The 14,700-nt window shown below is 64.7% G+C and carries 8 protein-coding genes; 3 read left to right on the forward strand and 5 right to left on the reverse strand.

The genetic code is table 11. The annotated features are described in order from the left end of the window. Position 1: 1 nt before the first annotated feature. The 3 genes from ABE456_RS18535 to ABE456_RS18545 all read right to left on the reverse strand — a co-directional run bounded on the left by ABE456_RS18535 (position 2) and on the right by ABE456_RS18545 (position 8,595). Positions 2 to 6,469 carry an amino acid adenylation domain-containing protein gene (locus tag ABE456_RS18535; RefSeq protein WP_346645203.1) on the reverse strand — a complete coding sequence of 2,156 codons (6,468 nt, stop codon included), beginning with the start codon at positions 6,467 to 6,469 and terminating at the stop codon, positions 2 to 4. Positions 6,470 to 6,932: 463 nt separating this feature from the next. Then, on the reverse strand, positions 6,933 to 7,193 hold the full coding sequence (locus ABE456_RS18540; protein WP_346645204.1) for a DUF3077 domain-containing protein: 261 nt from the start codon (positions 7,191 to 7,193) through the stop codon (positions 6,933 to 6,935). 418 nt (positions 7,194 to 7,611) lie between these two features. Next, entirely contained in the window at positions 7,612 to 8,595 is a 984-nt protein-coding gene (locus ABE456_RS18545; protein ID WP_346645205.1) for a TauD/TfdA family dioxygenase, read from the reverse strand. Positions 8,596 to 8,776: 181 nt separating this feature from the next. Here ABE456_RS18545 and azu point away from each other — a divergent pair, with 181 nt between their 5' ends. Both azu and ABE456_RS18555 read left to right on the forward strand, forming a co-directional pair. Continuing rightward, positions 8,777 to 9,226, forward strand: a complete 450-nt coding sequence (gene azu, locus ABE456_RS18550) for an azurin (protein ID WP_346645206.1) — start codon at positions 8,777 to 8,779, stop codon at positions 9,224 to 9,226. Between the two features lie 34 nt (positions 9,227 to 9,260). Beyond that, on the forward strand, positions 9,261 to 10,913 hold the full coding sequence (locus tag ABE456_RS18555) for a cyclic peptide export ABC transporter (protein WP_346645207.1): 1,653 nt from the start codon (positions 9,261 to 9,263) through the stop codon (positions 10,911 to 10,913). Between the two features lie 320 nt (positions 10,914 to 11,233). On the opposite strand, the gene ABE456_RS18560 is transcribed toward ABE456_RS18555, so the two are convergent. Both ABE456_RS18560 and cysK read right to left on the reverse strand, forming a co-directional pair. Continuing rightward, complete coding sequence (locus ABE456_RS18560) at positions 11,234 to 12,169, reverse strand: aspartyl/asparaginyl beta-hydroxylase domain-containing protein (protein ID WP_346645208.1); 936 nt, start codon at positions 12,167 to 12,169, stop codon at positions 11,234 to 11,236. 172 nt (positions 12,170 to 12,341) lie between these two features. Then, positions 12,342 to 13,316, reverse strand: coding sequence for a cysteine synthase A (gene cysK / locus ABE456_RS18565; protein ID WP_346645209.1), 975 nt, complete (start codon positions 13,314 to 13,316; stop codon positions 12,342 to 12,344). A 134-nt stretch (positions 13,317 to 13,450) separates the two neighbouring features. On the opposite strand from cysK, the gene ABE456_RS18570 reads away from it, so the two are divergent. After that, positions 13,451 to 14,524 (forward strand): DUF748 domain-containing protein, encoded by a 1,074-nt coding sequence (locus ABE456_RS18570; protein ID WP_346645210.1) that lies wholly within the window; start codon positions 13,451 to 13,453, stop codon positions 14,522 to 14,524. Positions 14,525 to 14,700: the final 176 nt, after the last annotated feature.

Here is a 14,700-nt window from a genome sequence, read left to right on the forward strand (position 1 = left end):
GTCAGGCCTCTGTGAATTCGTTCATCATTTTTTCGATATCGCTCAGGCCGTCGTCGGACAGCGACAGGCCCTGCTCATCCAGCGCCTGGGAGAAGGCGCGCAATTGCGGGTGGCTGAAGATCAGCCGCAGCGGCATGTCCACCCCCAGCTCGACGTTGATCCGCGACACTGCCTGGGCGGCCAGCAGGGAGTGGCCGCCCAGCTCGAAGAAGTTGTCGTTCAGACCGACCCGGGTGACGCTCAGCAACTGCGCCCAGATGGCCGCCAGCTGCTGTTGCCGCTCGGTCTGCGGCGCCTCATAGTCGTGCTGCGGCGGGTTCGGGTCGGGCAGTGGCAGGGCCTTGCGGTCGAGCTTGCCGCTGGGGGTCAGTGGCATGCTCGGCAAGGTCACCAGGTAGGACGGGATCATGTAGTCCGGCAGGCTGGCCTTGAGGTACTGCTTCAAGGCCAGGCGCAGGTCACCGCCGTAACCTTCGGCCGCTACGGCGTAGGCACACAGCTGCTTGCCGCCAGGCAGGTCGATGGCCAGCACGGTGGCTTCGCGCACGTCCGGGTGCGCCCGCAGGTACTGCTCGATCTCGCCCAGCTCGATACGGAAGCCGCGTACCTTCACCTGGTGGTCGACCCGGCCGCGATAGGCCAGCTGGCCATTTTCGTCGTAGCAGCCAAGGTCACCGGTGCGGTACAGGCGGCCACCGCCAACCGGGTCGAACGGGTCGGGGATGAAGCGTTCGGCAGTCAGCGACGGCCGCTGGTGGTAACCGCGTGCCAGGCAACCGGCGCCGCCGATGAACAGCTCGCCGGGCACGCCCACCGGGGTTGGCGCCAGGCCATCGTCCAGGGCATGCAGGCTGCGGCCGGCAATGGCGCGGCCGATCGGTACGCCGCCCTGGCTGATCTGCTGCGCGGTCATTTGCGAGCAGTCATAGGTGGTGGCGACTACGGTGGCTTCGGTCGGGCCGTAGGTGTTCAGCAGGCGCACCGCTGGCGGGCCATCGGCCAGCCAGGCGCGCAGGGCGTCTTCCGGCACCGCCTCACCGCCGACGTGAATCTGCTTCAACCGGCCATAGGCCTCGGGGGCGCGGCGCTCCAGCGCCAGCAGGCGCCAATAGGCCGCCGGCAGGTCGGCCACGGTTACGCCATGGCGGTTGATTTCGTCCAGCAACGTGGCGGTGTCCCACAGCCGCAGGTCACGCAGCACTACGCAGGCGCCCTGCGCCAATGGCGGGAAAAACTGCTCGATGAAACCGTCGAAACTGAACGTGGCGAATTGCAGCACGCGGTCGTCCGGGCTCAGCCGCGAATAGTCGCCGGCTACCTGGCAGAACACCGACAGGGCATGGTGGTCGATGGCCACGCCCTTGGGCATGCCGGTAGAGCCGGAGGTGTAGATCACGTAGGCCAGGTTGTGCGGCGCGGCCAGGTTGGCCAGCGGTTCGGCGGGCCAGGCGTTCAGCCACTCGAGGCCCGGCTCCAGCACCACGCAAGGCAGCTGCTTGCCCAGCTGCAGGCGCTCACGCGAAGGTGCATCGGCCAGCAGCAGGCCAATGTTGCTGTCCTCGACCATGTAGGCCAGGCGCTCTTGCGGGTAGTCCGGGTCCAGCGGCACGTAGGCGCCACCGGCCTTGTGAATGGCGACCAGCGCCAGGGCCATGCCCAGGCCGCGCTCGACCGCTACACCGACCAGGCGGTCCGGGCCCACGCCCAGCGCGCGCAGCCGGTGCGCCAGCTGGTTGCTGCTGTGGTCCAGCTCGGCGTAGGTCATTTGTTGGTCATCGAAGACCAGCGCCACAGCGTCTGGCCGCTGACGTGCCTGGCGTTCCAGCAACTGGTGCGCGCACAGGCCGCTGTCGGCCTGCGGCGCCGGGTTCCAGGCATGGGTCAGTTGCTGGCGTTCACCGCTGCCAAGCATGTCCAGCTCGGCAATGCAGCGCTGCGGTTGGGCACAGATGGCCTCCAGCAGCGCCTGCCAGTGGCCAGCCATACGCTCGATGCGCGCGGCGTCGAACAGGTCGGTAGAGTAGTTGAACGAGGCGGTCACGCCATCGGCGCGCTCCAGGGTGTTGAGCGAGATGTCGTACTGCGCGCCCGGCTCCAGCAGGTCGACTTCCTTGACCTGCAGGCCGTGCAGGGCATCGCTGGACACCTGCTCGCCAAGGTCGCGCAGGTGGTTGTACAGCACCTGGAAGAACGGGTTCACGCCCTGGTCGCGGTCCGGGTACAGCGCTTCGGCTACCTCCAGGAACGGTACGTCCTTGTTGGCCTGGGCCTGCAAGGTGGTTTCCTTGATCGCTGCCAGCAGCTGCGGGAACGGCTGGCTGCCATCGACACCAATACGGGCCACCACCACGTTGATGAAGAAGCCGATCAGCCCTTCGAGCTCCAGGCGGTTGCGGTTGGTGACCGGCACGCCGATGTTCAGCGTGCTTTTACGGCTGTAGCGCGACAGCACAATGGCATAGGCCGCCAGGAACACATGGAACAGCGTGGCGTTGGACGCCACTGCCAGGGCCCGCAGGCGCTCGGTCAGGGCCAGTGGCAGGCGCACGTCGTAACGGCTGCCCTGGTAGCTTTTTACCTGCGGGCGCATGCGGTCGGCAGGCAGTTCGAGCACTTCGAAGTCGCTTTCCAGACGGCCTTTCCAGTAGTCGATCTGCGCCTGCATCTGCCCTTCGGCCAGCCACTTGCGCTGCCAGGCAGCGAAGTCGGCGTACTGCACCTGCAGCGGCTCGATGGTGTGTGCCTGCCCCGTGGCCGCGGCGTTGTAGGCGGCGGCGAACTCGCGCACCAGCAGGCTCATCGACCAGCCGTCAGAGACGATATGGTGCAGGGTCAGCGACAGCAGGTGCTCTTGCGCGTGCACCTTGAACAACCGTGCGCGCAGCAGCGGGCCTTGCTCCAGGTCGAACGGGACAAAGGCTTCGGCTTCCAGCTTGCGCATCTGCGCGGCGTGGTCGTGGCCGCTGAGGTCTTCGAATCCGAGTGGCACCGTGGCGGCCGGCAGGATGCGCTGCCAGGGCAGGCCGTCGGCCTCGACGAACACCGTGCGCAGCGATTCGTGGCGGGCCACCAGCGCGTCCAGCGCAAATTGCACCGCAGCCTGGTCGAGGTTGCCCTGCATGCGCACGGCCATCGGGGTGTTGTAGGCCAGGCTTTGTGGGTTGAGCTTCCAGAACAGCCACTGACGGTTCTGCGAACGTGACACCGGCAGCGGTTGCTGGCGGTCAAGGATTTCGATGTCCAGGCCCCCGCCCTGCTCGCCTTCGACCACCGCCTGGGCGAAGGCCTGCAGGTCGACGGTGTCGAACAGGGTGCGCAGCGGAATATCCACGCCCAGCTGCTTGCGCACCCGCGAAACGGCCTGGGTAGCCAGCAACGAGTGGCCGCCGAGGGCGAAGAAGTTGTCGCTCAGGCCCACCTGCGCGACTTGCAGGACTTCGGCCCAGATCTGCGCCAACTGCACCTGCAGCGGAGTTTGCGGTGCCTGGTAGGCCACCTGGGTGGCAACCGGCTCCGGAAGCGCCTTGACGTCAACCTTGCCATTGACCGTGACCGGCAGGTGTTCCAGCACCATCAGGTGGGTCGGCACCATGTGCTCGGGCAGCAGGCCTTTGAGGGTGGTACGGAGCGAGTCTTGCCAGGCCAGGCTGTCGGCTGGCATCTCGCCAGGCACCAACCAGGCGGCCAATTGCAGTTGCGGCGCCTGGCCATGCACGCGGACCAGGGCGTTGGCGACGCCATCCAGCGCGCGCAGCTGGTTTTCGATTTCGGCCAGCTCTACGCGATAGCCACGGATTTTTACCTGGCCATCCATGCGCCCGGCGAATTGCAGGTCGTTGCCCTGGCGCACCCAGTCACCGCTGCGATACAGGCGCTGGCCGTGGCTGCCGTTGGGGTCGGGGACGAAGCGTTCGGCGGTGAGTGCCGGGCGGTTCAGGTAGCCACGGGCCAGGCCCGCGCCACCAATGTACAGCTCGCCCTTGGCCTTGGCCGGCAGTGGTTGCAGGCAGCGGTCGAGCACCGCCACATGGGTGTTGGCCAATGGCTGGCCGAGGCTGCTCTGTTCGTTCAGTTCGGCAACCAGCACGCCGACGGTGGTCTCGGTTGGGCCGTAGTGGTTGAACACCTTGAGCGCCGGGGCCAGTTGGCGGACCTTGCCCAACAGGCCTGGGCTGATGGCCTCGCCACCGAGCACCAGGCACTGCCCCGGCAGTGCCGCGCGGCCTGCCACCAGCATGGCCTCCAGGTGCGATGGCACGATCTTCAGCGCATCCACCTGGTGCTCGGCCAGGTAGGCGGCGAAACCTTCGGCATCCAGCACCTGCTCGCGCAGCAGCAGGTGCAGGGTGTGGCCGCCGCACAGGGCGCCGAACAGCATGGTGTGGCCCAGGTCGGCAGCCGGGGTAGAGACCTGGGCCATGCTGCGGATGCGCTCTAGCGGCAGGCGTGTGGCGATGCCGTCAACGTAGTTGGCCAGGGCGCCATGGCTGATCGCCACGCCTTTGGGCTGGCCGGTGGTGCCGGAGGTGTAGATCACATAGGCCAGGTTGGCCGGCACCGGAGCGATAGGTGCGGCGCCGCCATTGCCGGCTTGTGCCCAGTCTAGGTGCTGCACGGCTGCGGGCAGCGCGGCCTGCCAGCTGCCGGGGGCCAGCACCAGCCGCGTGCCGCTGTCAGCGAGCATGTAGGCCAGGCGTTCGGCTGGTTGCTCAGGCTCAAGCGGCAGGTAGGCGCCACCGGCCTTGAGTACGCCAAGGATACTGGCGAGCATGCCAACACTGCGGTCGGCCAGTACGCCGACCAGTGTGTCCGGCCCTACCCCGGCGTCGACCAATCGGCTGGCGATGCCTTCAGCGCGGGCAGCGAGTTCGGCGAAGCTGGCCTGCTCGCCGGCAGCCATCACCGCAGTGCGCTCGGGGTGGCGGTTGGCGGCGACAGCAAAGCGCTGATGCACCAGCAGCACTTCGTCAGCCTGCCCTGGCGCACCAACGGCAGCGACCGCCCCCGGCAACGCCAACTCGCCCACGGCGCCAGCGGCATCATCCGCCAACGCCTGCACCAGGGCCAGCCACTGTTCAGCCAAGGCTTCGACGGTGGCTTTATCAAACACGTCAGTCGCGTATGTGAATGCCGCGTGCAACTGGCCGGCACGCTCATGGGTGTCCAGCGCCAGGTCGAAGCGGGCGCTGTGCTTTTCCAGGGCAATAGGGGCCAGGCTCAGGCCGGAGCGGGTTTCAATGGCTTGTACGTCAGCCACCTGCGCCTGGTGGTTGAACAGCACGCGGAACAGCGGGCTTTCGGTGCTGCGCGGCAAGTCCAAAGCCTCGACCAACTGTTCGAACGGCAAGTCCTGGTGGCTTTGCGCGCCCACGGCGGTTTCACGCACGCGCTGCAGCAGGCCGGCGATATCCAGCAGCGGGTCGATCTCGGTGTGCAGCACCTGGGTGTTGATGAAGCAGCCGATCAGGCCCTGGCCTTCGGCACGGTTGCGGTTGGCGATGGGCACGCCCACGCGGATCGCGGCCTGGCCGCTGTAGCGTTGCAGCAGCAGCTTGAAGGCGGCCAGCAGGACCATGAACAGGGTGACATTGTGCTTGCGAGCCACACCGCGCAGGCGCTCGGCGACGTCTGCGGCGACAGGGAATTCATGGCGAGCGCCGCGGTAGCTGGGGCGGCCCTGGCGGGTGCGGTCCAGTGGTAACTCCAGCGGCGAATGGTCGTCGCCCAGGCGTGCCTGCCAGTAGGCCAGTTGGCGTTCCTGTTCACCGGCCTCGAGCCAGCTGCGCTGCCACAGGGCGTAGTCGCGGTACTGGATCGGCAGCGCGTCTAGAGTGGCCTCGGTGCCGACCACGGCGGCATCGTACAGATGCAGGAATTCGTCGATCAGCACGTTCATCGACCAGCCGTCGGCGACGATGTGGTGCAAGGTCAGCAGCAGTACGTATTCTTGCGCCGCCAGTTGCAACAGGCGCACACGCAGCAATGGGCCGCTGGCCAGGTCGAACGGGGCCAGGGCTTCGGCTTCGGCGATGGTCTCGATGGCGGCCTGGCAGGCGTTGTCGTCCAGACCAGTGAGGGCATCCTGGCGCAGTTGCAGCGGGGCTGCGACGGCATCGACCCGCTGGCGCACGTCATCGCCGTCGGTGACAAAGCGGGTGCGCAGGGTTTCGTGGCGGGCCACCAGGGCATCGAAAGCCTGTTGCAGGGCGGCCAGGTTCAGCGGGCCGTGCAGGCGCACGGCCATCGGCAGGTTGTACGCCGCGCCTTGCGGGTCGAGTTGCCAGAGGAACCACATGCGCCGCTGGGCGTACGACAGCTGGTCACGCTCGGCCACCTCCACCCCAGGCGCGATCGGCAGCACGGAAAAATCCATGCCCTCGCCCTGCAGCGCCTTGAGGAACAGGCGGCGCTTGTCGGGGCTGAGTTCGATAAAGCGGCGGGCGAGCTTGAGCGTTTGGTCGGCATTCATGTCGAGCGGAGTCCTGGCAGTCGAGCGGTAACTGTCAGACGAAGGGGTGGGGGGGTTATTTAGTGGGGGACAGCTGGGCTGTGGGAGTCGCCTTGTCGGGCCTGTTCGCGGTGGATGGCACGGGCTTCGCCCGTGTTCGCGGCCATGCCCGCTCCCACAGGCGTTTTGCATGCACTGGGGCATACGCAGCCCCTCCGGGCTGCGCTGTCGCGCAGGGAACTCTGCCCGCAAGCCCGCCGCACTCGGTGTGGGAGCCGCGCTTGCCGGCGATGGGCTGCGCAGCGGCCCCAAAGCCTCAAATCACTCACAATCCGTCAGAAGGGTGTCGTCTGTATTGGGGCTGCTTCGCAGCCCATCGCCGGCAAGCGCGGCTCCCACAGAGACCGCGTCAGATCAGAGAGTTACGATTTGTTCTATGAGAGCGGCTTTAGCCGCGAAAGGGCCAGCCCAGCCAATACAAGGGTCAGTGCATCAAACCCAACTCGGCATCATCCAGCAGCGCCTTGGCCATGGCTGCGAAGTAATGCGATGCCCAGAGCATCTGCTGGTCGCCATCCATCAAGCCGGTCAGTGACAAGTCGCGTGCATAGCCCATCAGTTCCGAGGCTTGCTCCCGGGCGCTGCGGCAGGGGATGCCCGCTGCAATACGGAACAGCGAATGGGTTTGGCCTTCGCCTTGGAAGAAGTAGGTGACACCGGGGGTGGTTTTGGTTTCGTCGGTCATGATTTTCGGCACCATAGTCATATGTGCCACCCGTCCGTTTCCACACATAGGGTGACAGCTGCACACGGGGTGGAAAACCAGGCATGGTGCGAACCCGGTAGGCCCGAAGGCCTCCCGCGTACAGCTGTCATAACGACTCGCACCATGATGTCTTGCCAGGTTTCCACACCCGATCGCTGAACCGTCAGCGACAGGCAAAGCCTAGAGGGCGGGATTTGCAGGAACAATCAGACGCGTGTCGACAGAGGTTGTAGGGTATTTCGCAAGGGGTGGAGTTGCCAGTCCCGAGGCGTAGGAAGATTCTGGAATTGTTGTAGGTTGCAGTGTTCGCCACAACCCTTTCAGCGCCTGTGAGATCGAGCGCCGCGCGGGCGGCGCTCGATCTCACAGGTGCCACACCTGCCACGGTGAACACCTGTCAGCCCAACACCTCACTATGCCCCTGCGCCATCGCCACCACCACCTTGCGCTTGCCGGTAAACGGCGACCGCGCATGCGCCGCGAGCATGTTGTCGAGCATCAGCACATCGTTCGCCAGCCAGGGGAAACTGATGGTGCATTCATCCAGCACCCCGCGCACCTCATCGAGCAACGAGTCCTCGATGGTCGTACCGTCGCCGTAGTACACGTTACGCGGCAGGTCTTCTTCCTCGACGATGTCCATCAGCGACTCGCGCACCTCTGGCTGCAGGTTCGACACATGGAACAGGTGCGCCTGGTTGAACCACACGTCATCCCCGGTCACCGGATGGCGCGCCACCACCTGGCAGCGCTGGCGGGTGCGCAGTTCGCCGTCGTCCTTCCAGATGCACTCGATGGCGTGCGCCCGGCAATAGGCCTCGACCTGGCGCGGGTCTTCGGTGTTGAACACCTGCGACCATTCCACATCCAGGCCGTTGCCATAGTTGCGCACGTACATCAGCCCTTTCTCCTCCAGCCGCTGGCGAATGCGCGCCGGCATGCGCCGGTACACCTCGCGGCTGTCGGCAATCGGCGTCTCGCCACCGGTCTCGGCGGGGATCACGCTGTAAAACCAGATCTTCATCGGCCACTCCAGGGTGTAGGCCTGCTCGTTGTGCAGGGGGATGCTCTGGTGCGCCGGGTACTCGGTGGAGGTGTACACGCCCTTGGTCACGTTGCTGCGCGGGGTGGAGCCGAACTCGTAGTTGAGCAGCGGGTGGCCGAAGGAGGCAGCGAACTGACGGAAAGCTTCGGCACCCGCCACTTCGAACCCGCGGAACAGAATGCCGCCAGCTTGCAGCAGGTGCTGGTCCACCAGCGGCTGCAGCTCGGCAAAGGCTTCCAGCAGGTCGATCCCCGGCTCCGGTGCACGCACCAGCAGCGGCAGGTTGCCACGCGCGGCGTCCAGCGGTTCGATGGCAAAGCTCAGCAGTTCACTCATGTACGGTCACCTCAAGCCAGGGCCGCGTTGGCGGCGAAATCGGGATGCGCGCCATGGCGGCGCCTGACTAGATGAACGAGCGGGCCAGCGGGAAATTCACCCGCGCAGTACACACAGGTAAAGCCAGCGCGCGCCGGTTCGTCTGAACGATGTGCACCCCTTTATCGCCCAGGAACCGTACATGACTCGCCAGCTTCTGCTCCTCGCCCTGCTCGCCACGGCCCCGGCCGCCTGGTCGGCGGAGCCCTGCGCCGTGGAAATCCACGGCACCGACCAGATGACCTTCGACAAGGCTGCCATCAGCGTGCCCAAGGCCTGCACCCAATTCACCGTCACCCTTACCCATCCCGGCGACATGCCGAAGAACGTGATGGGCCACAACTGGGTGCTGAGCACCCAGGCCGACATGCAGGGTGTGCTGGATGACGGCCAGAAGGCCGGCGAGGCGCAGGACTACGTCAAACCCGGCGACACCCGGGTGATCGCCCACACCCGCCTGATCGGCGGTGGTGAAAAGGACAGCGTCACCCTCGATACCAAGCTGCTGAAGGCCGGTACCGACTACAGCTTCTACTGCTCGTTCCCGTTCCACAGCACCTTGATGAAGGGCTCCCTGACCCTCGGCAGCTGACCCCGCCCCCACTCCACCAGCGAGATCACGCTTCATGAAAACCTCTTCCCCCGGGGCCATCCGCGAACTGCTGGGCCTGCTCAAACCCTACCGCCCGGCGGTAATCGTCTCGGTGCTGCTGGGCATGCTCGGCGGCCTGGCCGTGACCGCCCTGCTGGCCACCGTCAACCAGGGCCTGCACGCTGCCGATGGCATGAGCCAGGGCGTGATCCTGGCCTTCGCCGGCCTGTGCGTGCTGGCCCTGGTCAGCAGCGTGGCGGCCGACAGCGGCAGCAACTACGTCGGCCAGAAGGTGATTGCCCGGCTGCGCAAGGACCTGGGCGCCAAGGTGTTGTCGGCGCCAATCGAACAGATCGAGCGCTACCGCACCCATCGCCTGATCCCGGTGCTGACCCGTGATGTCGACACCATCAGCGACTTCGCCTTCGCCTTTTCCCCCTTGGCCATTTCCCTGACTACCGTGACGGGTTGCATGGCCTACCTGGCCTGGTTGTCGTGGCCGATCTTCCTCATCACCCTGGTGGCTATTGGTATCGGCAGCGGCGTGCAGTACATCGCCCGGCAAAAAGGTGTGGCTGGCTTCAACGCCGCGCGCGATGCCGAGGACAACCTGCAGAAGCACTACTCCGCCATCGCCGAAGGCGCCAAGGAACTGCGCATCAACCGCCGCCGTCGCCATGCCATGCTGACGCGCAACATCCAGGGCACTGCCGACTTCATCGCCAATACCCACATCCGCGCCATCAACATCTTCGTTGTGGCCAAGAGCCTGGGCTCGATGCTGTTCTTCGTGGTCATCGGCCTGACCCTGGCCCTGCAATCGCTGTGGCCGAGCAACGACCCGGCGGTGATGAGCGGCTTCGTGCTGGTGCTGCTGTACATGAAGGGCCCGCTGGAAACGTTGATCGGCAACCTGCCGATTCTTGGCCGCGCACAGGTAGCGTTCCGCCGCATTGCCGACCTGTCCGAGCGCTTCTCTTCGCCCGAACCACACCTGCTGCTGGAACCGCCGGTCAAACGTGCCGCCCCGGCCAGCGCGCACCTGGAGCTGCATAACGTCGAGTACGCCTACCCACCGGTGGACGGCAACGAACCGTTCCGCGTGGGGCCGGTGAACTTGAGCATCGAGCCGGGCGAGATCCTGTTCATCGTCGGTGAAAACGGCTGCGGTAAGACCTCGCTGATCAAGCTGCTGCTGGGCCTCTACACCCCGCAGCGCGGTGAGGTGCGCCTGAACGGCAAGGCCGTTGGGCCGCAAGCGCTGGATGACTACCGCCAGCTGTTCACCACGGTTTTTGCCGACTACTACCTGTTCGAAGACCTACCCGAGCATGAACATGCCCTGCCCAGCGATGCCACGCGCTACCTGGAGCGGCTGGAGATTGCCCACAAGGTCAGCGTGCGCGACGGCGCCTTTACCACCACCGACCTGTCGACCGGGCAGCGAAAGCGCCTGGCGCTGGTCAATGCCTGGCTGGACGGGCGGCCGGTACTGGTGTTCGACGAATGGGCGGCAGACCAGGACCCGACCTTCCGCCGGGTGTTCTATACCGAGCTGCTGCCGGACCTGAAGCGCATGGGCAAGACCATCATCGTGATCTCGCATGATGACCGGTATTTCGATACGGCGGACAAGGTGGTGCACCTTAGCCGTGGGAAGGTGGTGGAGGCGTTGGAGCCAGCTTGAAAGGCTGTACCCAGAGGTCCGAGGCATGCTCGGTACCTGTGGGAGCGGGCGTGCACTAATGCCAGTCAGTTAAGGCTACTGGGGCGGGTGCGCCCCCCAGCGCCGCCCACCCCGCCCCCACCACCCCCGCATCGCACTCAAGCCAGGCGCCTTTTCTGTGGGCGCCGGGCTTGCCGGCGATGGGCCGCAGCGCGGCCCCAAATTGCTTAACTAACTGGCATTAGGGCATGCCCGCTCCCACAGGGATCGCGCCAGCTTTCAGAAATTGAGCAAGACAATTGGCTCCCACAGGGGCTGCAAATCAACCCCAATAGGCAAAATCAGAACAACCAGCGATACAACGCATAAGCCACCACCGCCGCCAGCACCGGCCGCAGCACGCGGTAGGCCTTGGGGTTGGCGCGCTTGAACTGCTTCACGTGGCCACTGATCTTATTGCTGAAGCGCTTGCTCCAGGCATAGGCCTGGTTGATCCCGCCCACACGTTCGTCGTCGGTGTTCTGCGGCGCAGTGGCGCGGCCGAGGAAGGCACTGACCTTGCGGTTGATACGGGTCATCAGCGGGCTGCTCAGCGGGCGTTCGATGTCGCAGAACAAGATCACCCGGGTGAAGTCGGTCTCGTTCTTGACCCAGTGCACGTAGGTTTCGTCGAACATCACGTCTTCGCCATCACGCCAGGCGTATACCTCGCCGTCGACGTAGATGCGGCAGGCATCGGAGTTGGGGGTGGACAGGCCCAGGTGGTAGCGCAGGGAACCGGCGAACGGGTCGCGGTGCGGGTTCAGGTGGCTGCCACCAGGCAGCAGGGCGAACATCGCGCCCTTGACGTTGGGGATGCGGCTGACCAGCTCGACAGTGCGCGGGCACAAGGCTTCGGCCGACGGCAGTGGTTTGTCGTACCACTTCAGGTAGAAGCGCTTCCAGCCTTTCTTGAAGAACGAACCGAAACCGGCGTCATTGTCCTTCTCGGCGGCGCGGATGTAGCCCTCGTCGAACAGGCGCATGGCCTCTTCACGGATTTCCTGCCAGTTGTCCTTCAGCACGTCCAGCTCCGGGAAGCGCTGGCGGTCCAGGTAGGGCTTGGACGGCACACCAGAAAACAGGTACATCAAGGCGTTGTAGGGGGCGAACAGCGCCGAATGGTTGACGAACTGGCGCAACACCGGCAGGCGCGCCTTGCCGCGCAGGTGCACAAACAGCACGCTGCCGAAAAACACCAGCAAGACACCCGCCTTGGCTGCAAAGGAAAAGGTCATGCGTCACTCCTTGGGGAAGAGACAGGGCTGCGCGTCCTGCCCTCCTGAAAATCATCCTGCCATCATAAACCGATCCCGCCGAGGTAAAAACAACCTGGGCGGGATCGCATTCATGAAGATTTTGCAATAAACCACGCCGCTGAATATTGCGCCGAGTCAGCGGCAAGGCCGATTACTGCTGGTTTTCCTGCTCGCTGAACATGTCGCTGAACAGCATGCTCGACAGGTAGCGCTCGCCGGAATCCGGCAAAATTACGACGATGGTCTTACCTTGCATTTCCGGTTTTTCGGCCAGGCGCACGGCTGCCGCCATCGCCGCACCACAGGAAATACCGCAAAGGATGCCCTCTTCCTGCATCAGGCGGATGGCCATGGCCTTGGACTCTTCATCGGTCACTGTCTCCACCTGGTCGACGATCGACAGGTCGAGGTTTTTCGGTACGAAGCCGGCACCGATGCCCTGGATCTTGTGCGGGCTGGGCTTGAGCTCCTCGCCGGCCAAGGTCTGGGTGATCAACGGTGATGCTACTGGCTCCACCGCCACCGACAGGATCGCCTTGCCCTGCGTATGCTTGATGTAGCGCGACACGCCGGTGATGGTGCCACCGGTGCCCACGCCGGCCACCAGCACGTCGACCGCGCCATCGGTGTCATTCCAGATTTCCGGGCCGGTGGTTTTTTCGTGGATCGCCGGGTTGGCCGGGTTTTCGAACTGGCCAGGCAGGAAGTACTGGGCCGGGTCGGAGGCAACGATTTCGTTGGCCTTCTCGATGGCGCCCTTCATGCCCTTGGCCGGGTCGGTCAGCACCAGTTCGGCGCCCAGCGCCTTCAGTACCTTGCGGCGCTCCAGGCTCATCGAAGCGGGCATGGTCAGCATCAGCTTGTAACCACGGGCGGCAGCGACAAAGGCCAGGCCGATGCCGGTGTTGCCCGAGGTGGGTTCGACGATGGTCATCCCCGGCTTGAGCTTGCCGCTGCTCTCGGCGTCCCAGACCATGTTCGCGCCAATCCGGCATTTGACCGAGTAACCTGGGTTGCGCCCTTCGATCTTGGCCAGGATGGTCACACCGCGTGGGGCGATGCGGTTGATCTGCACCAGCGGCGTGTTACCGATGGAGTGGGCGTTGTCTGCAAAGATACGGCTCATGGCAGGGGTCCTTGGCATGAAAAAAAGCAGGGAAAGAGTTCAAGGGTAAGCCCCGGCCGATGGCCCGTAAAGCCTGTTCGAACTCCGCGGCAAGACGCGCGGTCAACCGCTCAAGCTACTCTGGAGAGGCTGTGATGAAAGGTCGCTACCGCTGGCCGCTGGTCGGCCTGGCCAGCCTGGCCATACTGCTGGTGGCCCTGCACTTGGCCCTGCCCTACCTGGTGCGCGAGTACCTGAACGACAAGCTGGCCAACATGGGCGACTACCGCGGCCAGGTGGCTGATGTGGACCTGGCCTGGTGGCGCGGCGCTTACAAGATCAACGGGCTGAAAATCGTCAAGACCCGCGGCAAGGTCCCGGTGCCGCTGCTGGACGCGCCGCTGATCGACCTGTCGGTGAGCTGGCGTTCGCTGTGGTACGACAAGGCCGTGGTGGCCAAGGTGACCTTCGTGCGGCCCGCGTTGAACTTCGTCGATGGCGGTAGCAAACAAGCGTCGCAGACCGGCCAAGGCACCGATTGGCGCCAACAGCTGGAAAAACTGCTGCCGATCACCCTCAACGAAGTGCTTATCGACAACGGCGTGCTGACCTTTCGCAACTTCAACTCCAAGCCGCCGGTCGACCTCAAGGCCACCCAGCTGGACGCCAACATCCGCAACCTGACCAACGTGCGCAACAAAAAGGGCCGGCGCGATGCCAGCCTGGAGGCCAGCGCCCTGCTGCTGGGCGATGCCAAGGTGGAAAGCCGCGCCACCTTCGACCCGTTCAGCGATTTCGATGATTTCCAGTTCCGCCTGCGCGCCACGGGCATCGAACTGCGCAAGCTCAATGACTTTTCCAGCGCCTACGGCAAGTTCGACTTCAATGCCGGGCATGGCGACCTGGTGATCGAGGCCCAAGCCGAGAATGGCCGGCTTACCGGCTATATCAAGCCGCTGCTGCGCGATGTCGACGTGTTCAACTGGCAACAGGATGTGCAGGAAAAAGACAAAGGCTTTTTCCGCTCGGTGTGGGAGGCCCTGGTGGGCGCAACCCAGACCGTGCTGAAGAACCAACCGAAAAACCAGTTCGCCACCCGCGTGGAACTCAGTGGCAGCGTGCGCAAGCAGGACGTGAGTGCCTTCGAGGCGTTTTTGCAGATACTGCGCAACGGCTTTATCCAGGCGTTCAATGCGCAGTATGAGCAGCCAGCGCCGAAGTCTGACTGAGCAGGCGTGACGGGGCATTCAGGGACTGAATACCCGGTCTGCGTTTTCAGCCGCTTGGGCCCGCGTTATAGTCGGTAACAACTTACAAACATGTGTCGCCTGTACCGGCCTCTTCGCGGGTGAACCCGCTCCCACAGGTACACCACACCATTCAAGGTCTGTGGAGATCCTGTGGG

This window comes from Pseudomonas sp. TWI929, from assembly GCF_039673335.1.
Taxonomy (GTDB): domain Bacteria; phylum Pseudomonadota; class Gammaproteobacteria; order Pseudomonadales; family Pseudomonadaceae; genus Aquipseudomonas.